The following is a 22083-nucleotide window of genomic DNA, read 5'->3' as shown; positions in this document are numbered from 1 at the left end:
GCGGGTCACACGTCGCGGTACGTGAACCGTCCGGCGATCGCGGTCGCCAGCACCCGGGCTCGCCGGAGCGGCCCGGACCCGGTCGCCGCGAGCGGATCCGCCTCGAGCAGCACGAGGTCCGCGACGTCGCCGACGGCCACCCCGACCCGACCGCCCTCGGTCGACCCGCGCCAGGCCGTCAGCACGCCGAGGCATTCGGCCGGGTGCCACGGCTCGCGGCCGTCCCGGTCGCGTCCGACGGCCGCGGCCATCGACACCCATGGGTCGAGCGGCGCGACCGGCGCGTCCGAGCCGAGCAGCAGCCGGGCACCGGCACGGTCGAGGGACGCGAACGGGAACGCCCGCTCGGTCATCCCGGCCCAGTAGCGGTCGGCGATGTCGCGGTCGTCCATCGCGTGCTCGGGCTGCACCGACGCGGCCACCCCGAGCCGTGCGAACCGCTCCAGGTCGGTGTCCGCCAGCAACTGCGCGTGCTCGATCGTGCCGCGTGCGCCCACCGCCTCGAAGACGTCGAGCGCGAGGGTGTTCGCCCGGTCGCCGATCGCGTGCACCGTGGGGACGAGTCCGGCGTCGACCGCCCGACGGACCATCGCCACGAGGTCGTCGAACGACCACACGAGCACGCCGTCGCCGGAGGCCGTCGCCGCCGTCCGGGTGCCGAGCGAGCCGTCGGTGATCACCTTGAACGGGCCCGTCCGGACGAGCCCGCGAGTGCCCTCGACGACGTCGCCGGTGCGGAGTCCCCGTCGGATCGCAGCGTCGAGGTCGGCCGGGTAGACCCCCGAGTCGACGCGGAGGCCGTCCGTGCCGGCCTGCACACGATGGGTCCAGCGGTCGAGTCCGAACGTCATCTCGAGGTCGGTCACCCGGGTCACGCCGCGGGCGGCGGCCGCCTCGACGGCGTCGGCGACGAAGCCGTCGAGCACCTCGTCCGGCACGCGGGAGAGCGCGCCGGTCACGTCGAACGCGTCCTGCTCGCGGAGCACCCCGTCGTCGCCGGCGACGAGCGGGCGGCCGACGATGCCGGAGAAGTGCTCCAGCGCGGCGGCGTTGCACCAGACGGCGTGCAGGTCACCGCTGATGACGACGATCGGGAGGCGCGGCTCGATCCGGTCGAGCAGCGCACGTCGTGCAGGGCGGGGCCACATCCCGTCGCGGTAGCCGTGGCCGATCAGGACGCGGTCCGCCACACCGGTGCGTGCCACCTCCGCCAGCAGGTCGGCGGTCGCCTCCGCCGAGTCGCAGGCCGACACGTCGACGCGACGGCGGACGAGGGCCCACTGGTCGAAGTGCACGTGGTGGTCGACGAGCCCGGGGCCGAGCCAGGCGCCGGCCGTCTCGACGACGTCGGTGTCGGCGTCCGTGGGGTCGAGCGTGCCGGCCGGCGCGATCTCGGTGACCAGCCCGTCGACGATCCGGACGTCGGACGGGGCGCCGGACGTGCCCACCCGTCGGACGGTGCGGAGCAGGACCTCGTTCACCGCGCCTCCGGGGCTGCCGCGCGTGCCGCGTGGGCGCGCTCCATCTCGTCGGCGAGTGCCGGCGAGGCGTACGGACCGTCGCCGCGCAGCCCCGCGACGATCCGGTCCACCACCTCCGGTGCCTTGTTCTGGGAGAGCTTCGCGCGGGCGTCGAACCGGGTGACGCGGATGCGGATCCCCACGGTGCCCTTCGCCATCCGGCGTGCCGTCTCCTCGTCGACCTCGAGGGAGACCGGCTCGGGCATCACCCGCTCGAAGTGGTCGACGAGCTCACCGAGGACGCGGAAGTTCTCCTCGTCGGACAGGATCTCCGGCGTGCCCCAACAGTGCGCCGTCACGTGGTTCCAGGTCGGCACGAACTGCTCCGGCGGGTACCAGGCGGGCGAGACGTAGCCGTGCGGGCCCTGGAACACGACGAGCACCTCGTGTCGACCGAGTTCGTGGGCCACCTCGTCCGGGCGGCCGACGTGCGACACCAGGACGAGCTCGTCGGGGTCGGCAGCGCCGCCCGGTGCGGGCGTCTCGAGCAGGAACGGGTAGTGCGACGCGACCAGCCCGGCCTCGGTGTGCGAGACGATCGTCGCCCACGGGTTGCCCCCGATGAGGCGTCGCACCTCGTCGACGTCGGTCATCAGGAAGTGCGGTGTGTGTCGCATGCCCGCCAGCGTGGCACACGCGGTGACCACGGCGCGAGGGCCGCCGTTTCCGGTGTGTTTCAGAACGGTAAAGCTTTCAGAGATCACTGAAAGAAGTCTTGTGTTCGGGTTTCCGCCGGGCCTAGCTTCTCGGTCAACGACGACCGGGCCGGACCCGGGAGCGCTGGGACTCGAGGAGCACACATGCGACGCAGGACGATCGCCGCGCTGGCTGCAGCAGCCACGCTGGCGCTGGTGGCCACGGGCTGTTCGGCCACCGGGAACGCGGACGACCAGGCCGGCTCCGGCGGGAGCCTCGTCTACGCCACCGGCGAGCCCGACCACCTCACACCGGGTCGCCAGACGGTGGCCTTCACCCAGGTGCTCAGCCTGTTCGCGCCGCTCACCGAGACCGACTCGAAGGGGAAGCTCCACGACGTCGCCGCGAAGAGCGTGGAGTCGACCGACAACACCACGTGGACGATCACCCTCCGCGACGGGTGGACGTTCCAGAACGGCGAGGAGGTCACGCCGGAGAGCTACGTCAAGGCGTGGAACCACACCGCCTACGGCCCGAACGCGTGGGAGAACAGCGGGGAGCTCGCCGCGATCGTCGGCTACGAGGACCTCAACCCGGCGTCCGGAACGCCGAAGACGAAGGAGATGTCGGGACTCAAGGTGACCGGGAAGGACACCTTCACCGTGACGCTCGACCACGCGGACAGCCAGTTCCCGCTCCAGCTCAGCCAGGCGCAGACCGCGTTCTACCCGATGCCCGAGGCCGCGTACGAGGACCTCAAGGCCTACGACGCGAAGCCGATCGGCAACGGCCCCTACGAGATGACCGAGGCGTGGAAGGCGAACCAGCCGTTCACCGTCACCGCGTGGAAGGGCTACGAGGGCACGAAGGCGAAGACGAAGGACGTCACCTTCAAGAGCTACTCGGACATGAACACCGCCTACACCGACGTGCTCGCGGGCAACGCCGACGTCCTCTTCCTGCCGGCCGACAAGATGACGAGCGCCGGCGCGGACTTCGGCGACCGCCTGCACTCCTTCGACGCCCCCGGCATCGACTACCTCGGCTTCCCGCTCTGGGACGAGCGCTACTCGGACCCCGACGTGCGCCGGGCGATCTCGATGTCGATCAACCGCAAGCAGGTCAACAAGGCGATCTACGGTGGGCTGTACGAACCCGCCACCGCGCTGACCCCGCCGAACATGTCCGGGACCGAGGAAGGCATCTGCGGCGAGGCGTGCGAGTTCTCCCCGACGAAGGCCAAGGCGCTGCTCGCGAAGGCCGGCGGATTCGACGGCACCATCACCCTCGTCTACCCCGGCGGCAACGGCCTCGACTCGCTCTACCAGGCGTACGCGAACCAGATCCGGCAGAACCTCGGCGTCGACACCGTCGCGAAGGCCACCACCGACTGGGCCTCGTACTACTCCGAGCTCACCGACAAGAAGATCGAAGGGCCGCACTTCGGGCACTGGGGCGCGCTCTACGCCAGCCAGCAGAACACCCTCCGCGCACTGTTCACCTCCGCGGGTGGATGCGCCCCCTGCACCGGCTACTACCAGTCGGACGAGGTCGACCAGCTCCTCGCGAAGGCGGACTCCGCCGGCTCGCAGGACGAGGCGAACGACTACTACGCCCAGACGCAGAAGGCCGTGCTCGAGGACTTCCCGATCGTCCCGACGTTCTTCGACAAGTACTCGTACGTGGTGAGCGACAAGATCGCCTCGCTGCCCGCGGTCGACGGCAGCCCGGTCGTCCCCGCCATCACCGTCAAGTAGGGACCGGCACCACCGCATGGACCAGCGCACCATCCTCCGCCTCGTCGCCGAGGTCCCCGACCGCGACGGCTTCCCGCTCGTCGACGACCTGCACGCCCGGTTCGACGCGCTCGCAGCGGCCCATCCGGAGCAGGTGACCGTTACCCGGATCGGCACCAGTCGGCTCGGCGAGCCGCTCCACAGCTACCGCATCGGTTCCGGATCGCACGTCGCCGTCGTCGTCGGCGGCGTCCACCCGAACGAACCGATCGGCTCGTGGACGGCCCTGCACCTCGCCGAGACGATGGTCGGCGACGAGGCGACGGCCCGGGCACTGGACACGACGTGGCACATCGTCCCGACGATCGACCCGGACGGCATGCGGTTGAACGAGGCGTGGTTCCGCGACCCGTTCGACCGGGCCTGGTACGCGCGGCACTTCTACCGTCCGGCACCGGACAGCCAGGTGGAGTGGACGTTCCCGAACAGCTACCGGTCGGTGTACTTCGACCAGGTGCTGCCGGAGACCCTGGCGTTCATGCGGCTCATCGACGACACTCGGCCGGACCTGCTCGTGTCGCTGCACAACGGCGAGATGGGCGGGGTCTACTACTACCTGTCCGAGGACCTGCCGGACGTGATCGACACCCTGCACGCGGTGCCGGCCTCGCTGGGGCTCCCGCTGGACACGGGTGAGCCGGAGTCGCCGTACCTGCGGGAGCTCGCCCCGGCGGTGTTCGCGATGGACGGCATCGAGACGGCGTACGACTACCTCGAGGGCCTCGGCGTCGACCCCGGCGAGCACATCCACGGTGCGTCCAGCGCCGCGTGGGCGATGCGCCACGGTGCGCTCTGCATGGTCGCCGAGCTGCCGTACTGGAGCCACTCGGACGCCGACGACCAGACCCCGACGTCGGAGTCCTACGCGGATCTGCTCCGCCGCTGCGCCGACGACCTCGGTGCGTCGGGCGCGGAACTGCAGGAGATCCTCGACGACGCCTCGCCGATGCTCACGATCGAGTCACCGTTCCTCGAGGGGTCCCGCGCGTTCATCCCGATGATCGCCGGGATGACCGACACCGACCGTGCCCGCGCCGACCGGGAGCCCGCGGACCGGACGGCCACCGTCGCCGAGCGGTTCGGCTGCGAGGACCTGGTGCGCTGCTTCCGCCTGCGGTACGGCGGGATGCTGCTCCGGGCACTCGAGGCCGAGACGACCGCGGGGACCGCGCCCGCGCCGCTGCGGCGGCTCCGCGACCGCCTCGCCCAGCGGTACGCGACCTGGCAGGCCGACGAGGCGACCGGCGCTGAGCCGATCCCGATCAGCAAGCTGGTGGGGGTGCAGTTCGGCGCGATCCTCGCCTGCGCGAGCCACGTCGCCGAAGGCGACGACGGCAGGCACGGTGCGGGGCCGACCCGCGCCTCCCGTCCGTCCCTCGCGACGGCCGTGCCAGGAGGCGCGTGATGCGCCCGGCGCTCGCCGTCGGTCGCCGGGTCGGCGGCCTGGTCGTCGTCTTCCTCGGGGTGACCTTCCTCATCTACGCGATGACGTTCGCGCTGCCGGGAGACCCCATCAAGGCGCTCGGCGGCGACCGGCCGCTCAGCGACGCCGTCGTCCGGGCGCTGCGCGCCGAGTACCACCTCGACCAGCCGCTGTGGCTGCAGTACGTGCAGTACCTCGCGGGGCTGTTCCGAGGCGACTTCGGCACGGACTTCAGCGGCCAGTCCGTCGGCGAGCAGATGGCCTCGCGCTGGCCGGTCACCATCACGCTCGCGCTGACGGCCTGGGCGATCGAGATCCTGCTCGGCATCGGGCTCGGCGTGGTCTCGGCCCTCCGCCGAGGAACCGTCCTCGACAAGACGGTCCTGGTCGGGACGATCGTGGTCGGTGCCGTCCCCGTCTTCGTGCTCGGCGTCGCGCTGCAGCTCGTGTTCTCGGTCCGGCTCCACTGGTTCCCGGTCGCGGGCGCCACGGCGGGGTGGCCGACGGCCTACGTGCTGCCGGCGTTCGTGATCGCGCTGTTCGGTCTCGCGGCGGTGTCCCGGCTGACACGGACGTCGATGATCGAGACGCTCGACGCGGACTTCGTGCGGACCGCCCGGGCGAAGGGACTCGCGCCGGGACGGATCGTCGGCGTGCACGTGATGCGCAACTCGCTCATCCCGACGGCGACCTACCTCGCCACGGACCTGGGCTACCTGATGGGCGGGACCGTGATCATCGAGGGCATCTTCAACCTGCCCGGTGTCGGGAACCTGCTGTTCCAGGGCATCCGGTCGCACGAAGGGGCCGTCGTCGTCGGCATCTCGACGGCACTCATCCTGGTGTTCCTCGTCACGAGCGTGCTCGTCGACCTGCTGCACGCCGCCCTCGACCCGCGCGTCCGGACAGGAGCCTCCGCATGACCACCTCCGCCATCGGCGCGACCGTCCCGTCCTCCGTCGTCACGAAGCGGCGTCCCCTGCGTGCGGCCGTCCGTCGTCCGGGGTTCTGGCTGCCGGCCGGGGTCCTCGCCGTCGTCGTGCTCGTCGCCGTCTTCCCGGGGTTCTTCGCCGGCTTCTTCGGCCACGGCGACCCGCGCGTGTGCGACCTCGGTCGGAGCGGCGCGTCGCCGACCGGCGGTCACCCGTTCGGCTTCGACCTGCAGGGCTGCGACGTGTACGCCAACGTCGTCTACGGGACGCGGTCGTCGATCGCCGTCGCCGTGCTCACCACGGTCCTCGCCGGGGTCGTCGCCGTCGTCGTCGGCACCGTCGCGGGCATGGTCGGCGGCTGGGTCGACGCGGTGCTCGCGCGGCTCACCGACGTGTTCCTCGGCTTCCCGTTCCTGCTCGGCGCCGTCGTCGTCCTGAACAGCGTGGGGGAGCGCTCGGTGCTGACGGTCTCGCTCGTGCTCGCGCTGTTCGGCTGGCCGACGATGGCCCGGCTCGTGCGGTCGAGCGTGCGGAGCGTCCGGAACGCCGAGTTCGTGCTCGCCGCGCGGACGATGGGGCTCTCCACGTGGCGGATCACGACGCGGTACGTCCTGCCGTCCTCGATCTCGCCCCTGCTCGTGCTCGCGACGATCACCGTCGGCGGCGTCATCGTGTCGGAGTCGTCCCTGACGTACCTCGGCATCGGGCTCGAGAGTCCGGCGATCTCGTGGGGGCTGCAACTCTCCGCCGCGACGAGCCAGTTCCTCCGAGCGCCGCACATGCTCATCGCGCCCGCGGTGTTCCTCGCCGTGACGGTGCTCTGCGTCATCGCGCTCGGGGACACGCTGCGCGCCGCGCTCGACCCGCGACGGCGCTGATCCGTCAGACTCGACCCACCGCCCCTCGAAAGGACCACCGTGACAGACACCCTCGCCGCCTACCGGAAGACCCTGCCCTACATCCACGAGTGGGTGTCGTACAAGGTGTGGCAGCTCCGCGTCCCCGGCGTGCAGGTCGCGATCGGGTACGGCAACGAGGTCCTCTTCGACGAGGCCTGGGGCTACGCGGACGTCGAGGCCGGGCGCCGCCTCACCACCACCGATCTCTTCCGCATCGCCTCGCACTCGAAGACCTTCACCGCCACCGCGCTCCTGCAGCTCGCCGAGCGCGGGTCGCTGCGGCTCGACGACACGGTGGGCACGTACCTCCCGGCGCTCGTGGACGGCGGCTCGCCCCTCGCCGACGCCACGATCCGGGAGCTCATGGAGATGGGGGCCGGCGTGATCCGGGACGGTCACGACGGCGACTACTGGTCGCTGCTCCGGCCCTTCCCGGACGAACAGGAACTCCTCGCGCTCGTCCTCGACCGCGGGCAGAAGGTGCCCACCGGATCGTCGTTCAACTACTCGAACCTCGGGTACTCCCTGCTCGGGCTCGTCATCGCCGCGGTGGCCGGTCGGTCGTACAACGACTTCGTCCGCGAGTCGATCACCGAACCGCTCGGCCTGCGGAACACCGGGCCCGACTGGGACCCCGCGCGCGCCGACGACTTCGTGGTCGGGTACACCGGGTTCCACGTCGCTCGGCAGCGTCGGCGGATCGACCACGTCGACACCCGCGCGATGGCAGCGGCGACGGGCTTCCACGGCACCGCCTCCGACCTGGTCCGGTACTTCTCGCAGCACGTCATCGGGCAGGGCACCCTGCTCGACGACCACTCGAAGCGGCTCGCTCAGCGCAAGGCGTGGAGCGCGACGGACGACCCCGCGGCGCGCGGCTACGGTGCCGGGTTCATCGTCGACCGGATCGGTGGCCGGGAGATCCGCGGCCACTCCGGCGGCTTCCCCGGGCACATCACGCAGTCGATGTTCGACCCGGCCTCCGGTCTCGTCGTCTCGGTGCTCACCAGCGCCGCGGCCGGCCCGGCGACGCTCATCGCCACCGCGATCATCCGGATGCTCGACGCCGCGGCGGATGACGACGCCCCCGGGACGCTGGTACCCGACGACGTCGACACCGACACGTTCACGGGCCGCTTCGCGAACCCGTGGGGCGTCACCGACATCGCCCGGATCGGGGACCGACTCGTCGAGGTCGACCCGTCGGGCCCCGAGCCGCTCGACACCCCGACCCGGCTCGAGGTCGTCGACGCCGACACGCTCCGGATGACCCACGGCAACCGCTTCGGGTCGATCGACGAGGACATCACCTTCGAGCGCGACGCCGACGGCACCGTGGTGTCGATCCGCGGAGGCGGCGGCATGAGCGAGGAACCCTGGACGATCCCGTCCGAGCGACCCGAGGTCGCGGCTGGACTGGCACCGTGAGCGGCGACGACCGCGCCGGTGTCCGCGCGCACACCGACGAGCACCCCGTCGACGACGTCGTCCTCGAACCCGAGCGGCAGACCTTCGTCGAGGAGTTCGCCCTCATGCTCAACGACGCCGCGGGCATGCCCCTCACCGACGCCCGGGTGCTCGGGTACCTCATGATGACGCGCGCCCCGCACTCGTCGTCCGCCGACCTGCAGGCCGCCCTCGGCGCCAGCTCGGGCTCGGTGTCGATGGCGACCAGACGGCTCGTCGACTCCGGTTTCGTGAAGCGGCACACCGTCCCCGGCGAGCGCAGCCACTACTTCCGCGCCGAAGCCGACGTGTGGGGGTCCTGGCTCGCGAGCGAGCGGAAGTACCTCGACCGCCAGCGCGACATCATCGGCCACGGTCTCGCCGTCGTCGAGGCGGCGGGCCGGACCGGTTCCGGCGACGTCGACGCCGAGGTCCGCGAGCGCCTGCTCAACGGCCGCGACTACATGCAGTGGCTGCAGGGCTACCACCGCAAGATGCTCGAGGAGTGGGAGGCGTTCAAGGACGCCCGCGACCACCCCGACCGATCGGAGACCCCATGAGCGACGTCCTCACCGTCGAGCACCTCAGCGTCACGTTCGACGTCGACGGCACCGTGGTCCGTGCGGTCGACGACGCCTCGTTCACCGTCGGTCGCGGCGAGGTGGTCGCCGTCGTCGGCGAGTCCGGCTCCGGCAAGAGCATGACCGCGATGACGGCGATGGGCATCGCCCCGGACGGCGCACGTGCCACCGGCAGCATCCGCCTCGGTGACCTCGAGGTCCTCGGCGCCGACGAGCGCACCCTCCGAGCCGCACGTGGCCGCCGGGTCTCGATGATCTTCCAGGACCCGTCCGCCGCATTGAACCCGGTCTTCACGGTCGGGTTCCAGCTCGCCGAGGCCGTCCGTCGCGCCGAGGACGGCCTCGACCGTGCCGCGGTGCGGGAACGGTCGCTCGACCTCCTCCGCGCCGTCGAGGTCCCGGAGCCCGAACGCCGACTCGGCCAGTACCCGCACGAACTCTCCGGCGGCCAGTGCCAGCGCGTCATGATCGCGATGGCGCTCGCGGCCGACCCGGACCTCCTCATCGCGGACGAGCCGACGACCGCGCTCGACGTGACCGTGCAGGCCGAGGTCCTCGACGTCCTCCGCCGGCTGCGCGAACGCACCGGGACCGCGATCCTGCTCATCACGCACGACATGGGCGTCGTGGCGGACATCGCCGACCGCGTGGTGGTCATGCGCCGCGGAAGCGTCGTCGAGACCGGCTCGGCGAGCGCGGTCTTCGCCGCACCCGCCGCCGACTACACGCGCGAACTCCTCGCCGCCGTCCCGCGGATGGGCACCGGTGCGGTCCAGGAGGCGCGGGTCGACCCCGCCGCGGAGGTCGCCGCACCCGTCCTCGACGTCCGGCACCTCGTGGTCGAGTACGGCGGAGCACTCCGTGGGCGCTTCCGTGCGGTCGACGACGTGTCGTTCACCGTCGGCCGGGGAGAGATCGTCGGCCTGGTCGGGGAGTCCGGCAGCGGCAAGACCACCATCGGCCGAGCCGCCGTCGGACTCGCACCGATCACCGCGGGCGCCGTCCTCGTCGAGGGGACGGACGTGGCGGGCGCGCACCGTGCCTCCCGGCGTGCCATGCGCCGTCGCGTCGGCGTCGTCTTCCAGAACCCGCTGCGTTCCCTGAACCCGCGGTACACGGTCGGGCAGACGGTCGCCGAACCGCTCCGGCAGATCCTCGGACTGCCCGCGGACGAGGTCCGGGAGCGGGTGGAGCGCCTGCTCGCGGACGTCGGGCTCGACGGCGGCTTCCGCGAGCGCTTCCCGCACGAGCTCTCCGGCGGCCAGCGGCAGCGCGTCGCGATCGCCCGTGCCGTTGCGTTGGACCCCGCGCTGCTCATCGCGGACGAGCCCACCAGCGCGCTCGACGTCTCGGTTCAGGCACGGGTGCTCGACGTCTTCCGGGAGCTCCAGGAACGACTCGGGTTCGCCTGCCTCTTCGTCACGCACGACCTGGCCGTGGTGGACACGCTCTGCGACCGGGTCGTGGTGCTGCACGGCGGGCGGGTCGCCGAGCAGGGGAGCCGCGACGCGATCCTGCGCTCACCGCAGGACCCGTACACGCGGCGGCTCATCCAGGCGGCACCCGTGCCGGACCCGGTCGAGCAGGCCGCGCGTCGCTCCGAACGGCTGGCGTCGCTCGGCGCGTGAGCCCCGGGCGACCGCACGTTCTGTCCGGCGATTGACCGTCCTGGTTCGCGGATCCCGGGATCCGCGAACCAGAACGGTCAGAGCGCGGATGGAACACGGACATCGGGCGCTCGCACGCGCCGGAGCGAGCGCCGCATCGAACTCGTGGTGCTGAACCCGGCGTGGGCAGCGACGGCGGCCGGGTCGGCGTCGTCGGCGGCGAGTGCGGCACGGAGGGCGAGCGACCGGAACCACCGCCGGAGCTCCTCGGGCGAGCAGCCGGTCGTCGCGCGGAACCGGCGCCGCACGGTGCTCGCCGACATGCCGGTGCCACGCCGCAGCTCGTCGATCGGCACGGGGTCGCCGCCGTCGAGGAGCCGATCGATGCACGGGGTCAGGCTCGCATCCGCGAGGAACGACGGTGGGTTGTCGCCGAGCACGGTCATGACGACGACACGCGCGAGGGCATCCCGGCGCGATGCCCTCCACCGGCCACCGACGAGCGACGCGATGTGGGCGAGGGCGAGCACGACGTCCTCGTGCGGTGCCTCGGGTGGCTCGGTGTGGACGAGCGCGCCGAGCCCGAGCGCTTCGTCGACGAACGGGCCGAACGACGCGGTCCCGAGGTGGACGCCCGTCGGACTGCACCACGCATCGTCGGCCGTCGGTGCTGGTGAGCGATCCGGGCCGGTGCCCACCGTCACCTGGACTCCCGGCGCGACGATCGCTGCGGTCCCCGGCGAGACCACCCAGACGTCGTCGCCGCGTCGGAGCCACACCTCGGTGCGGGCGGTCGACGCAACCCAGACGTGGTCGGTCGTCGAGCCGAGGTCGAGCGTCCAGCGCTCGTCGTCGGCGAGGACCTCGTCGCCGTAGCGAACGTCGAGGCCGACGGCGTCCACCAGTGCTCGGAGTGCATCTTCCACGCCATGACGCTGCCATGTCGGACACCCGGGCGAGGGCGCCGGTGTCCGACCTGTGGAGCGTGCGGGTCAGCGGACCTCGGCGGAGGACCAGAGCGACCCCGCACCGGTGCCGACCGGGCGGAGCAGGGGCACGGCGACGAGGACGGCCGCCGCGAGGAACGCGACCGCCTGCAGCACACCGGGGACCGCGTACACGACGGCGAGGACCTCCTGCGCGGTGGAGGGCGGCGGGACCGTCTGCGTCAGGACGGACACGACGAACCACAGCGCCGCGGCGATCGTCACGACCCAGCCGAGCACGCGCTGCGGTCCGCGCAGACCACGGACGGTCAGCACGCCGAACGCCACGAGCGCCGCCCGGGCGATCCAGTACAGCCCGTCGCCGATCGGCCCGGGGACGGCCCAGGCCAGGGCGAACGCGAGCACGGCGACCCCGAACGCGACGGCGCGGCGGTCCTGGGAACGCAGGGCGGCGACGAGCACGACCGCTCCGCAGACACCGGCGACGACCGTTCCGGCGAGCCGCAACGCCGGTGGGCCGAAGGCAAGGACCCCCCACGCGTCGCCGAGCCCCTCGGCACCGAAGACGAGCGCTGCGACAATGGCGGCCGCCGACGCGACCCGGACCCCCGTGGTGTTCCCCATGGCCACACGGTACGCCGGTGCGGGGGATAACCCCACCTCCGGTTCGGGAGGGGGCAGGATGGGGGATCGAGCCGGTGATCGCGAGGCTTGGTGTCATGACCGACACCGCCCGCCTCGACCAGGCCGAGACCGTCCCGCTGCACGACTCCGTCCCGCCAGGAGCCACCGAACCGATGCCCGCACAGCCGAACCAGACGCCCCCGACGTGGTCGTCGACGCCGCCCGCGAGCGGCCAGGGCCCGAGTGTCCGGCCGGCACACCCGACCGCGCCCGGTGGGTCTGGATCGGGCACGGGCATGACCGCCGGTGCGTTCTACCGCGAGGCGTGGAAGCGCCTGCCGCGTGACTTCGGCTACATGGCCCTCACGGCGGTGCTGCTCTGCACGCTCTACGCCGCGTTCCCCGCGGCGATCTTCGGCGGCGGCTTCCGCGACCTCTTCAACCCGTTCGTCCTGCTGATGTTCTTCATCGCGCTGTTCGTCGCGCGGTGGCTCGGCCAGTTCGAGAAGCTCCGCATCGGGTGGGCCGACAACCGCCCGATCCGACCGGTCGACTGGACGCCCCGGTGGCAGCAGAACTGGTGGACGCGCACGGGATCGGCCGTCGCCAACCCGCACTACTGGCTGTACCTGCTGCACGCGGCGGTCGTGTACCCGATCGCGGCGCTCTGCACGGTGGGTGCCGGCGCACTGCTCCTCGCCGGCTTCCTCTGGCCGATCGGCCTCGCCGGGGTCGCGTTCGTGAACGGCATGAGCGCGCAGTACTTCGGGTGGGACATGACGTCCGTCGTGGGCTTCGGGTTCCTCGGACTCCTGTCGATGGCCGCCTCGGTGGTGCTCTTCCCGCTGTGGGCCCGCGGTTCCGTGATCGCGCACTTCTGGATCGACTTCGGTCTGCTCGGCGGGTTCCGTGCGGAGCAGCTCGAGCGCCGGGTCGCCGGGCTCCAGGCCTCCCGTGCCGGCGCCGTCACCGCCGAGGGCCAGGCACTCCGCCAGATCGAGCGCGACCTGCACGACGGCCCGCAGCAGCGACTCGTCCGCCTGCGCATGGACCTGTCCGCGGCCGAGCGTGCCTTCGACAAGGACCCGGCGAAGGCGAAGCAGCTCATCGGCGAGGCGTCGGAGCACGCCCAGGACGCCCTCGACGAGCTGCGTGCACTGTCCCGCGGATTCGCACCGCCCATCCTGCTCGACCGCGGGCTCGTCGCCGCGCTCGAGGCCCTCGTCGCCCGGACCCCGATCCCCGTCGGCCTCGACGTCCGCCTGCCCGACGGACTCGAGCTCGCGACCGAGATCCAGCGCAACGTGTACTTCACGGTGAGCGAGCTGCTGACGAACACCACGAAGCACGCCGGTGCCTCGACCGCCGGGGTGTACCTCGGACTCGTGGTCGACGCCTCCGGACTCTGGTACCTCACGGTCAGTGTCACCGACGACGGCCGCGGTGGGGCCCGCCCGCAGGAGGGGCACGGCATCGAGGGGCTGATGGGTCGGATGCGCGCCCTCGACGGCGAGCTGACGGTCTCGAGCCCCGAGGGCGGTCCGACCGAGGCGACGGCACGGATCCCGCTCGGTGCCCTGAACGGCGTGCCCGTGACGCGCTCGTGAGCCCCCGGGAGCGTCCGCGCTCCCACTAGGCTGGTCGGCATGAGCGACGGCCCGGATGCAGCACGCATCCGGGCCGTCGTCGTCGACGACGCCGTGCTCCTGCGCGAAGGACTCTCGCGTGTGCTCGACGAAGCGGGCATCGACGTCATCGGGCAGTACGCCGACGCCGACTCCTTCCTCGCCACGCTCCCAGACGGTGCCCCCGACGTCGTAGTGATGGACGTGCGGATGCCGCCGACCTTCACCGACGAGGGCGTCCGCGCCGCCGTCGAGACCCGGCGCCGGGCTCCGCGCACCGGCGTGCTCCTGCTGTCCCAGTACGTCGAGGCCACCTACGCCGAGGACGTCCTCGCGGCGGGCGCGACCGGCATCGGCTACCTGCTCAAGGACCGCGTCACCCGGCTCGAGGAGATCGACGACGCCGTCCGCCGCATCGCCACCGGCGGCACCGTGCTCGACCCCGAGGTCGTCACCCAGCTCATGAGCCGCCGCCGTGACCCGCTCGCAGCGCTCACGCCGCGCGAGCGCGACGTCCTCGGGCTGATGGCCGAGGGCCGCACCAACGCCGCGATCGCCCGCGCGCTCGTGATCGGCACCGGCGCGGTCGAGAAGCACGTCTCGAGCATCTTCGGCAAGCTCGCGCTCGAGGACACGGGCGAGGACCACCGGCGGGTCCTCGCCGTGCTCGCCTACCTCGGGTGACGGCGCACCGGTGAACCGCGTCCCGGCGCCGCTCCTCGCCCTCGCGGCGATGGTGTCCGTGCAGCTCGGCGCCGCGATCGCGAAGACCCGGTTCGACGACGTCGGCTCGGTCGGCGCCGCCACACTGCGGCTCGTCATCGGGGCCGTCGTCCTCGCGCTCGTGGTCCGGCCGCGCGTCCGGCACTGGACCCGGCCGCAGTGGCTCGGTGCGATCGGCCTCGGGCTGGCGCTCGGCGGCATGAACGTCTTCATCTACGTGGCGTTCGCGAGCATCCCGATCGGGGTCGCGGTGACGATCGAGTTCCTCGGCCCGCTCGCCCTCTCCCTCGTGCACACCCGACGGTGGCGCGACGTGCTCTGGGCGGTGCTGGCGCTCGCCGGGGTCGTGCTGCTCGGGGTCGGTCCGGCGGCGGTGACCGCGGTCGGCGGTGTCGTGTTCGCCGTCCTCGCCGCGGTGTGCTGGGCGGGCTACATCGTCATGAACCGGCACGTGGGCGCCGCGATCCCCGGCGTGGACGGGCTCGCCGTGTCGATGCTCGTCGCGATGCTCGTGTCGCTGCCGTTCGGGCTCCGGTCGGCGGTCGACGGGGTCGTCCGTGAACCGGTGCTCCTCCTCGTGTTCGGCGGCGTCGCCGTGCTGTCGAGCGTCCTGCCCTACGCGCTCGAGATGCTCGCGCTCCGGCGGATGCCGACCCGTGTCTTCGGGGTCCTGCAGAGCCTCGGGCCGGCGATCGCGGCCCTCGCGGGCCTGCTGATCCTGCACGAAGCGCTCGCGCTGCTCGAGGTCGTCGCCCTCGCGTGCGTCACCGCCGCGAGCGTGGGCGTGACGCTGTCCGCGCGTCGTGGTCGGGGCGGTCGAACGGGAGGCGCGGATCCCGTTCCGTGAGTCCGGAACGTGTGCCGCGCCTCCGGAAAGACCGTCTACTCGTCGCGCAGGAAGTCCGCGTACGTGGGTTCCGTGTGTTCACCCGTCAGCAACGCCGGGTCGTTGACCCGTCGTTCGACGTAGGCCGCGATGACCTCGGGCGGGGTGAGCACGTGGGCGACCCAGGACGGCACCTCGCTCTTCTTCATGGTGCCTCCTCCCAGCGTCAGCACTCGGACCGAATGTCTCGATCAGTGAGTTACTTGCTGTACCGGTGTTCCGTAAACGATCCTCGCGATGTCGGGGGAAGTCAACGTGGTGCGTTCTGCGGACTGCGCCGCGCCGCGTCGGCACGCAGGGTGCGGTGCTTCACCGCGGACCGCCACACCCACGCGTTCGCCTGCTGCCCGAACTGCGCCCACTCGACGAGGACGGCGTCGCGGGTCCAGCTCTTCGCGAAGGCCTTCACGCGGACGTGGAACGTGGGGAACTGGATCCACGCCCAGACCGGCACGGGGGTGACGGCGTGGCAGACGTCCGGACCGCGGGCGTCCTCGGAGAGGGAGTAGGCGCGCGGACGCTCGACCTCCGGGTGTTCCGGGGGCTGCCACCGGTTCTCGCGACGCCGTCCCACGAGAGTATTCGAACGTGTGTTCGAACCGGCGTCAAGTCGGCCGCGCTGCCCGTGCGCACGCGGCGCCCGAGATCGGCGTGTCGACGGGGCCGGCGGGGCGGAGGGGTTAGGGGCGCACGCGGCCGGTCGACTCGCGCACGCTGAGCGTCAGCGACGGCCCCGGGCGCGACGGCAGCGGCGAGCCGGCGTCGATCTGCTCGCGCAGGAGCGTCGCTGCCCGCTGCCCGAGCTCGACCGTGTCACGCGTGAGCGAGGTGATCGACGGCCGCACGAGCCGGACCATCGCCGAGTCGTCGAACGACACGATCGAGACGTCACCCGGCACGCGCACGCCCATCTCGCTCGCCACGCCCAGTCCGGCGACCGCGAGCACGTCGTTGTCGTACACGATCGCGGTGGGGCGGACGCTCTGCGAGAGCAGGGACCTGGTCGCGCTCGCCCCGGCCTCGGCGGAGTAGTCGGTCGGGATCGACACGGCGTCCTCGAGCCCCTCGGCCGCGGTGAACTCGCGGAGGCGGTCGATCCGCATCGCCGTGTGCTCGAACTCCGGTCGTCCGGCGACGTGCGCGATCCGCCGGTGCCCGAGCGCGTGCAGGTACCGCAGCACGGTGTCGGTCGCGTCGGAGTCGTCGATCCAGACCGTCGGTGCCGCGGGCTCGGCCGAGGGGTGCGACCCGACGACGACGGTGGGCATCCCGAGCTCGGTAAGCAGCGTGATCCGGTCGTCGTCGCGGCGGGGGTCGATCACGATCACGCCGTCGACCCGGTGTCCGCGCCACCAGTCCCGGTAGGTCTGGAGCTCCTCGGCGGCGTCCCGCGCAACGAGGAGGTTCATGCCGACGTGACTGCCGGCGAGCCCGAGCTGGATCCCCGAGATGAGGTCGCCGAAGAACGACTCGGTGCCGAGCGTCCGGGCCGGCCGGTTCAGCACGAAGCCGATCGACCCGGCCTTCGCACCGCCCAGGGCCCGTGCAGCGGTGTGCGGCTGCCAGTCGAGTTCGCGGGCGATGGCCTGCACCCGCGCGCGGGTCTCGTCGGACACGCCGGGGCGGTCGTTGAGCGCGAACGAGACGGCGCTGATGGACACGCCGGCTCGTGCGGCGATGTCGGCGATCGTCGTGCGACGGTTCTGGGCCACGGGGTTGACTATAACGCTTTAGTCGGAAATCATCGCTCCATTCACACGGATCGGTGACGGGGACTGAACCGGTTCAGCACGACGCGCACCACGACGAAGGAGTCACGAGCGATGAAGAACACCACACGCAGGACGACGGGACGCGCCCTCGCGATCCTCGCCGGAGCGGCCGTCACGGCCCTCGTGCTGACCGCGTGCTCGAGCGGCAGCAGCGCGGGCAGCGGCGGCGGGAGCGGCAAGGTCGACGGATCCATCACCCTGCAGACCTGGGCGCTGACCCCGACCTACACGGACTACCTCAACGGCGTGATCAAGGACTTCGAGGCGAAGTACCCGGACGCGAAGGTGAAGCTCGTCGACCAGCCCGGCGACGGCTACGCCGACAAGGTCCTCAGCCAGGCGTCGTCGAACTCCCTGCCCGACGTGATCAACCTGCCGCCGGACATCGCCCTGCCCCTCGCCAAGCGCGGCTTCCTGCAGGACGTCGCGAAGGACGACTCGAAGCTCTCGAGCACCTACGTCGAGGGTGCGCTCGCCGCCTACAACTACAAGGGCGTCGACGGCACCTTCGGCTACCCGTGGTACCTCAACACCGACGTCGACTACTGGAACAAGACGATGTTCGAGCAGTGCGGCCTCGACCCGGCGAACCCGCCGAAGACGACGGACGAGCTCTTCGCGCAGGCCGAGACCATGCACCAGAAGTGCCCGGACGACTACCTGATGAGCCGCAAGCCCGGCCTGTCGGACTTCTCGCTCGCCGGCGTCAAGATCATCAACGACCAGGGCACGAAGTTCACCTTCGCGAACTCGTCGAAGGCGGCCGACCTCATCGCGAAGTACGCGAAGGCCTACAAGGAGGGCCTGATGCCCTCGTCCGTCCTGAACACCGACTACCTCGGCAACTCCACCCTGTTCACGCAGGGCAAGGTCGCCTGGACCACCGGTGGCGCAACCGCGATCAGCGACTTCGAGAAGAACAACCCCTCGCTCAAGGGCAACATCGTCGTGTCGTCGGCCCTCGACAACCCGCCGCTCTACGTGCAGGGCCTCAGCGTCAGTGCGAAGAGCAAGCACATCGCCACGGCCGAGGCGCTCGCCGCCTTCATGACGAACGCGAAGAACCAGGAGGCCTTCGCGCACCTGGTCAACATCTTCCCGTCGACCACCTCGTCGCAGTCCGACCCGTACTTCTCGAAGGACGACGGCACCGTCGAGGCCAAGGCCCGCGTGCTCGCCAACGACGCCCTGAAGACGGCGAAGAACCTCAACCCGGTCGAGGCGAACTCGGCGATGACCGACTTCCTCGACCAGCAGATCGCGCTGGCGATGAAGGGCGGCACGACGCCCGAAAAGGCGCTGCAGACCGCACAGACCAAGATGAACAGCCTGCTGGCGAACAGCTGATGCGCGCCAACCGCTGGTTCACGCCCTGGCTGCTCGTCCTGCCGGCACTCGTCTGGTTGCTCGCGTTCAGTCTCTGGCCGTCGATCAACACCGTCCGGCTGTCGTTCACGAACGCCAGCCCGCTCGGGGGCGTGAGCCAGTGGGTGGGCCTCGAGAACTTCGAGACGCTGCTCGCCGACCCGCAGGTGTGGGAGGCGCTCCTCAACAGCGTCATCTACATGGCGGTGTGCCTGCCGCTGCTGACGGTGCTCCCGCTGCTCATGGCGGTGCTCGTCGAGCGGAAGCTCCCCGGCATCGCGTTCTTCCGGACCGCGTACTACACGCCGGTGATCGCCAGCGCCGTCGTCGTCGGGCTCATCTGGAACTGGATCCTCGACGACCGCGGGGTCATCAACGAGATGGCGCAGTCCCTCGGGATCGTGCAGAGCTCCATCCCGTTCCTCACCGACCGGTGGCTGCTCGTCTTCAGCGCGATCAGCCTGACGGTCTGGAAGGGCCTCGGGTACTACATGATCATCTTCCTGGCGGCCCTCGGGAACGTCGGCAAGGACCTGCACGAAGCCGCGGCCCTCGACGGCGCCGGCTCCGTCCGCCGGTTCTGGTCCGTGACCATGCCCGGCGTCCGGGGGACCATGACCCTCGTCGGCATCCTCGTGTGCGTGAGCGCGCTCCGGGTGTTCAGCGAGCTCTACATCCTCACCAACGGCACCGGCGGACCGGGCGGGCAGGACAACTCGCTCGTCATGCTCATCCAGCAGTACGCCCGCGGCTTCACCGGCAACCTCGGCTACGCGTCCGCCCTGAGCCTCCTGCTCTTCGTCGTGACGCTCATCCCGATGCTCGCCCTCGCCCGGATGAACAGCAAGGCGGACAAGTGACCAACACGACCTCGACCACCGAACCCGTCCTCGGGGGCGCCGCCGGCGCGGCCGCACCCGCGCCGGACGTGACCGGCGCGACCGACGGGAGCCGCGCCTCCCGACCGAACGGACGCAACGGACGCAACGGACGCAACGGGCGCACGCGGCGCCGCGCCGCGTGGGGCGTCATGTCCACCCGCGAGAAGGTGCTCCGCTACGTCCTGCTCGTCGTGGTGCTCTTCATCACGATCGGGCCGTTCCTCTGGCAGCTGTCGACCTCGCTCAAGGGCACGGGGGAGGACATCTACACGGCGAACCCGTCCTTCATCCCCACGCAGCCGACCTTCGGCAACTACCTGCGGGTGGGCGAGGCGATCCCCGTGTTCGGGTACATCGGCAACTCCCTCGTCGTCGCCGCGATCGACGTGCTCGGCAACATCGTGTTCGCGACGCTCGCGGGCTTCGCGCTCGCCCGGCTGCAGTGGCGCTTCCGCAAGGCCGTGCTCGGGCTCTTCCTGGCCACCCTGGTGCTCCCCGGCGAGGCGACGATCATCTCCCAGTTCGTCACCGTGAAGGACCTCGGCCTCGCCGACTCCCTCGTCGGCGTCGCCCTGCCCGGCATGATCGCGGCGCTCAACGTCCTGCTCATGTTCAACGCGTTCCGGCAGATCCCCGAGGAGATCGACCAGGCAGCCGTGATGGACGGCGCGAACGCCCTGCAGCGGCTCCGGTACATCTCGCTGCCCGCCGTGCAGGGGACCATCGCCGTCATCGCGATCTTCTCGTTCATCGGCGCGTGGGACGACTTCCTCTGGCCGCTCATCGTGCTGCAGTCGCCGGACAAGCTGACGCTGACCGTCGGGCTGCAGTACCTGCAGGGCACGTTCGCGACCGACCAGCGCATGATCGCGGCCGGCACGATGATCGCGTTCATCCCGATCGCGGTGATCTTCGCGATCCTGCAGCGGTTCTTCTTCAAGGGCGTCGAAGAGGGCGGGGTGAAGGGCTGATGCGCTTCGGCGTCAACCACACCCCTTCGGTCGGCTGGTTCCACTCGTGGCTCGACTTCTCGCCGTCGGACACGGCGCGGGACATGGAGCAGATCGCGTCGCTCGGCGCGGACCACGTGCGGATCTTCCCGCTCTGGCCGGTCGTGCAGCCGAACCGGACGCTCATCCGGCAGTCGGCGCTCCGGGACGTCGCGACGGTCGTCGACATCGCGGGCTCGTTCGGGCTCGACGTCAACGTCGACGCGCTGCAGGGGCACCTGTCGAGCTTCGACTTCGTGCCCTCGTGGCTCGAGAGCTGGCACCGCCGGAACATGTTCACCGACCCGGACGTGGTCGCGTCGACGGCGGCCTACGTCGAGGCGCTCGCCGCGTCCGTCGCCGACAAGCCGAACCTGCTCGGGATCACCATCGGCAACGAGGTGAACCAGTTCGCGCACGCGCCGCACCCGACGCCGCACGACATCACGGCGGAGCAGGGGCACGCGTGGGCGGCAGCGATGGTCGCGGCAGCGCGGGCCGGGCTGTCGAGTCCGGTCGGCCTGGAGGCGCGGCTCGGCTCGGCACCGCCCGCCCGCCCCGGCACCGGGTCGCGTCCACGGCCCCTGGTCACCGTCGCGCAGTACGACGCGGCCTGGTACGACGACGCCCAGCCGTTCGGCCCCGAACACGCGGCCGACCACGGCGACGCGACCGTCACGCACTCGTGGGTGTTCAACGGCTCGGCGACCCTGCACGGCGCACTCGGGGCCGGCTCGGTCCGCCACGGCGAGTACCTGCTGCAGCTCGCGAGCGCGTGGAACCGCGACCCGGAGCGCCCGAACTGGCTGCAGGAGGTGGGTGCGCCGACGAACGTGGTCGACCCCGCCGACGCCGCCGCGTTCACCGAGCAGACGATCCGGCACGTGCTCGACGCGCAGCACGTGCTCGGCGTCACGTGGTGGTGCTCGCACGACGTCTCGCGGTCGCTCGCGGACTTCCCGGAGCTCGAGTACGACCTCGGCCTCTTCACGAACGACGGTCGGCTGAAGCCGGCGGGGGAGGCCTTCGCCGCCCTCGCCCGCGAGCACGGCACCCGCGGCCGGGCCGACACGACCGGTGCCGTGTCCGGGCCGCCGGCCACCGCCCTCGTGCTGGACGACGTGCTCGCGGACGGCACCGCACGTGGCGGGCTCCGGGCCGACTGCGCGCCGGGAGGCCGGTTCGCCGCCGCCTGGCTCGACCTCGCCGAGGCCGCCCCGGACGGACGCGGTCCCCAGGTGGTCCTGCGTTCGCGGGTCGACGACCACGCGCTGCTCGCCGCCCGGGGCATCACCCGGTGCGTCGACGTCCCCGAGGACACCGCCACCGAGCTCCTGTCGGTGGCCCACCCGGCCACGATGGCCTGAGCCGCACACCCCACACGCCCCGCACACCCCGCACGTCCAGCACCACCGCACGACAGGAAGGTCT

21 protein-coding genes are annotated in these 22083 nt (G+C 71.5%); 14 read left to right on the top strand and 7 right to left on the bottom strand.

Features of this window, described 5'->3' with window-relative positions; all coding sequences use genetic code 11:
- Positions 1-5: 5 nt before the first annotated feature.
- Both BM028_RS01150 and BM028_RS01145 read right to left on the bottom strand, forming a co-directional pair.
- Entirely contained in the window at positions 6-1481 is a 1476-nt protein-coding gene (locus BM028_RS01150; protein ID WP_092384064.1) for an amidohydrolase, read from the bottom strand.
- Positions 1478-2137 (bottom strand): FMN-binding negative transcriptional regulator, encoded by a 660-nt coding sequence (locus tag BM028_RS01145; protein ID WP_092384874.1) that lies wholly within the window; start codon positions 2135-2137, stop codon positions 1478-1480. Before BM028_RS01145 ends, BM028_RS01150 begins: the two co-directional genes overlap by 4 nt.
- 183 nt (positions 2138-2320) lie before the next feature.
- Here BM028_RS01145 and BM028_RS01140 point away from each other — a divergent pair, with 183 nt between their 5' ends.
- From BM028_RS01140 to BM028_RS01110, 7 genes are read left to right on the top strand one after another with little or no spacing between them, the layout of a single operon-like run.
- On the top strand, positions 2321-3913 hold the full coding sequence (locus tag BM028_RS01140; protein WP_229085062.1) for a peptide ABC transporter substrate-binding protein: 1593 nt from the start codon (positions 2321-2323) through the stop codon (positions 3911-3913).
- A gap of 16 nt (positions 3914-3929) precedes the next feature.
- On the top strand, positions 3930-5357 hold the full coding sequence (locus BM028_RS01135) for a M14 family zinc carboxypeptidase (protein WP_092384062.1): 1428 nt from the start codon (positions 3930-3932) through the stop codon (positions 5355-5357).
- Entirely contained in the window at positions 5357-6298 is a 942-nt protein-coding gene (locus BM028_RS01130) for an ABC transporter permease (protein WP_092384060.1), read from the top strand. Before BM028_RS01135 ends, BM028_RS01130 begins: the two co-directional genes overlap by 1 nt.
- The gene (locus BM028_RS01125; protein ID WP_092384058.1) at positions 6295-7185 is read left to right on the top strand and encodes an ABC transporter permease; all 891 of its coding nucleotides are present in this window, start codon (positions 6295-6297) and stop codon (positions 7183-7185) included. The genes BM028_RS01130 and BM028_RS01125 overlap by 4 nt, the downstream gene beginning before the upstream one ends.
- A gap of 39 nt (positions 7186-7224) precedes the next feature.
- Complete coding sequence (locus BM028_RS01120; RefSeq protein ID WP_254789348.1) at positions 7225-8634, top strand: serine hydrolase; 1410 nt, start codon at positions 7225-7227, stop codon at positions 8632-8634.
- On the top strand, positions 8631-9212 hold the full coding sequence (locus tag BM028_RS01115) for a GbsR/MarR family transcriptional regulator (protein WP_092384056.1): 582 nt from the start codon (positions 8631-8633) through the stop codon (positions 9210-9212). The genes BM028_RS01120 and BM028_RS01115 overlap by 4 nt, the downstream gene beginning before the upstream one ends.
- Positions 9209-10861, top strand: a complete 1653-nt coding sequence (locus BM028_RS01110; RefSeq protein WP_092384054.1) for a dipeptide ABC transporter ATP-binding protein — start codon at positions 9209-9211, stop codon at positions 10859-10861. The genes BM028_RS01115 and BM028_RS01110 overlap by 4 nt, the downstream gene beginning before the upstream one ends.
- A gap of 77 nt (positions 10862-10938) precedes the next feature.
- Here the strand turns inward: BM028_RS01110 and BM028_RS01105 are convergent, their stop codons facing one another.
- Both BM028_RS01105 and BM028_RS01100 read right to left on the bottom strand, forming a co-directional pair.
- A complete protein-coding gene (locus BM028_RS01105; RefSeq protein ID WP_139219719.1) occupies positions 10939-11766 on the bottom strand; it encodes a helix-turn-helix domain-containing protein in 828 nt (275 codons plus the stop codon).
- A 66-nt stretch (positions 11767-11832) separates the two neighbouring features.
- Positions 11833-12411 (bottom strand): hypothetical protein, encoded by a 579-nt coding sequence (locus BM028_RS01100; RefSeq protein ID WP_092384050.1) that lies wholly within the window; start codon positions 12409-12411, stop codon positions 11833-11835.
- A gap of 95 nt (positions 12412-12506) precedes the next feature.
- Here BM028_RS01100 and BM028_RS01095 point away from each other — a divergent pair, with 95 nt between their 5' ends.
- From BM028_RS01095 to BM028_RS01085, 3 genes are read left to right on the top strand one after another with little or no spacing between them, the layout of a single operon-like run.
- Complete coding sequence (locus BM028_RS01095; protein ID WP_092384048.1) at positions 12507-14018, top strand: sensor histidine kinase; 1512 nt, start codon at positions 12507-12509, stop codon at positions 14016-14018.
- 39 nt (positions 14019-14057) lie between these two features.
- Entirely contained in the window at positions 14058-14720 is a 663-nt protein-coding gene (locus BM028_RS01090; protein ID WP_071295897.1) for a response regulator transcription factor, read from the top strand.
- A 10-nt stretch (positions 14721-14730) separates the two neighbouring features.
- Entirely contained in the window at positions 14731-15606 is an 876-nt protein-coding gene (locus tag BM028_RS01085) for an EamA family transporter (RefSeq protein WP_083403403.1), read from the top strand.
- A gap of 35 nt (positions 15607-15641) precedes the next feature.
- Here BM028_RS01085 and BM028_RS18390 read toward each other — a convergent pair whose 3' ends face one another.
- The 3 genes from BM028_RS18390 to BM028_RS01075 form a co-directional block, all read right to left on the bottom strand.
- Positions 15642-15794 (bottom strand): hypothetical protein, encoded by a 153-nt coding sequence (locus BM028_RS18390; RefSeq protein ID WP_156794738.1) that lies wholly within the window; start codon positions 15792-15794, stop codon positions 15642-15644.
- 101 nt (positions 15795-15895) lie between these two features.
- Complete coding sequence (locus tag BM028_RS01080) at positions 15896-16219, bottom strand: hypothetical protein (RefSeq protein ID WP_070416587.1); 324 nt, start codon at positions 16217-16219, stop codon at positions 15896-15898.
- Between the two features lie 106 nt (positions 16220-16325).
- Positions 16326-17357: a LacI family DNA-binding transcriptional regulator gene (locus tag BM028_RS01075; RefSeq protein WP_092384046.1), complete on the bottom strand. Its 1032-nt coding sequence runs from the start codon at positions 17355-17357 to the stop codon at positions 16326-16328.
- A gap of 111 nt (positions 17358-17468) precedes the next feature.
- On the opposite strand from BM028_RS01075, the gene BM028_RS01070 reads away from it, so the two are divergent.
- The 4 genes from BM028_RS01070 to BM028_RS01055 are packed head-to-tail and all read left to right on the top strand — an operon-like array spanning position 17469 to position 22019.
- Positions 17469-18764 (top strand): ABC transporter substrate-binding protein, encoded by a 1296-nt coding sequence (locus tag BM028_RS01070; protein ID WP_092384044.1) that lies wholly within the window; start codon positions 17469-17471, stop codon positions 18762-18764.
- Positions 18764-19642 carry a carbohydrate ABC transporter permease gene (locus BM028_RS01065; RefSeq protein WP_071295894.1) on the top strand — a complete coding sequence of 293 codons (879 nt, stop codon included), beginning with the start codon at positions 18764-18766 and terminating at the stop codon, positions 19640-19642. Before BM028_RS01070 ends, BM028_RS01065 begins: the two co-directional genes overlap by 1 nt.
- On the top strand, positions 19639-20634 hold the full coding sequence (locus tag BM028_RS01060) for a carbohydrate ABC transporter permease (protein WP_217647212.1): 996 nt from the start codon (positions 19639-19641) through the stop codon (positions 20632-20634). The genes BM028_RS01065 and BM028_RS01060 overlap by 4 nt, the downstream gene beginning before the upstream one ends.
- Positions 20634-22019, top strand: a complete 1386-nt coding sequence (locus BM028_RS01055; protein WP_071301717.1) for a glycoside hydrolase 5 family protein — start codon at positions 20634-20636, stop codon at positions 22017-22019. Before BM028_RS01060 ends, BM028_RS01055 begins: the two co-directional genes overlap by 1 nt.
- Positions 22020-22083: the final 64 nt, after the last annotated feature.

Origin of the sequence: Curtobacterium sp. YR515 (assembly GCF_900113095.1) — a bacterium.
Classification (GTDB): Bacteria; Actinomycetota; Actinomycetes; order Actinomycetales; family Microbacteriaceae; genus Curtobacterium.
Note: the sequence above shows the minus strand (reverse complement) of the source record. Positions and strands in the feature narration are given on the sequence as shown.

What these genes read in the sequence shown, in the direction of transcription:
- BM028_RS01110 (WP_092384054.1), top strand. Translation starts at nt 9,209, where the DNA reads ATGAGCGACGTCCTCACCGTCGAGCACCTCAGCGTCACGTTCGACGTC.
- BM028_RS01130 (WP_092384060.1), top strand. Translation starts at nt 5,357, where the DNA reads ATGCGCCCGGCGCTCGCCGTCGGTCGCCGGGTCGGCGGCCTGGTCGTC.
- BM028_RS01055 (WP_071301717.1), top strand. Translation starts at nt 20,634, where the DNA reads ATGCGCTTCGGCGTCAACCACACCCCTTCGGTCGGCTGGTTCCACTCG.
- BM028_RS01070 (WP_092384044.1), top strand. Translation starts at nt 17,469, where the DNA reads ATGAAGAACACCACACGCAGGACGACGGGACGCGCCCTCGCGATCCTC.
- BM028_RS18390 (WP_156794738.1), bottom strand. Translation starts at nt 15,794, where the DNA reads ATGAAGAAGAGCGAGGTGCCGTCCTGGGTCGCCCACGTGCTCACCCCG.
- BM028_RS01065 (WP_071295894.1), top strand. Translation starts at nt 18,764, where the DNA reads ATGCGCGCCAACCGCTGGTTCACGCCCTGGCTGCTCGTCCTGCCGGCA.
- BM028_RS01100 (WP_092384050.1), bottom strand. Translation starts at nt 12,411, where the DNA reads ATGGGGAACACCACGGGGGTCCGGGTCGCGTCGGCGGCCGCCATTGTC.
- BM028_RS01095 (WP_092384048.1), top strand. Translation starts at nt 12,507, where the DNA reads ATGACCGACACCGCCCGCCTCGACCAGGCCGAGACCGTCCCGCTGCAC.
- BM028_RS01135 (WP_092384062.1), top strand. Translation starts at nt 3,930, where the DNA reads ATGGACCAGCGCACCATCCTCCGCCTCGTCGCCGAGGTCCCCGACCGC.
- BM028_RS01090 (WP_071295897.1), top strand. Translation starts at nt 14,058, where the DNA reads ATGAGCGACGGCCCGGATGCAGCACGCATCCGGGCCGTCGTCGTCGAC.
- BM028_RS01125 (WP_092384058.1), top strand. Translation starts at nt 6,295, where the DNA reads ATGACCACCTCCGCCATCGGCGCGACCGTCCCGTCCTCCGTCGTCACG.
- BM028_RS01140 (WP_229085062.1), top strand. Translation starts at nt 2,321, where the DNA reads ATGCGACGCAGGACGATCGCCGCGCTGGCTGCAGCAGCCACGCTGGCG.
- BM028_RS01145 (WP_092384874.1), bottom strand. Translation starts at nt 2,137, where the DNA reads ATGCGACACACACCGCACTTCCTGATGACCGACGTCGACGAGGTGCGA.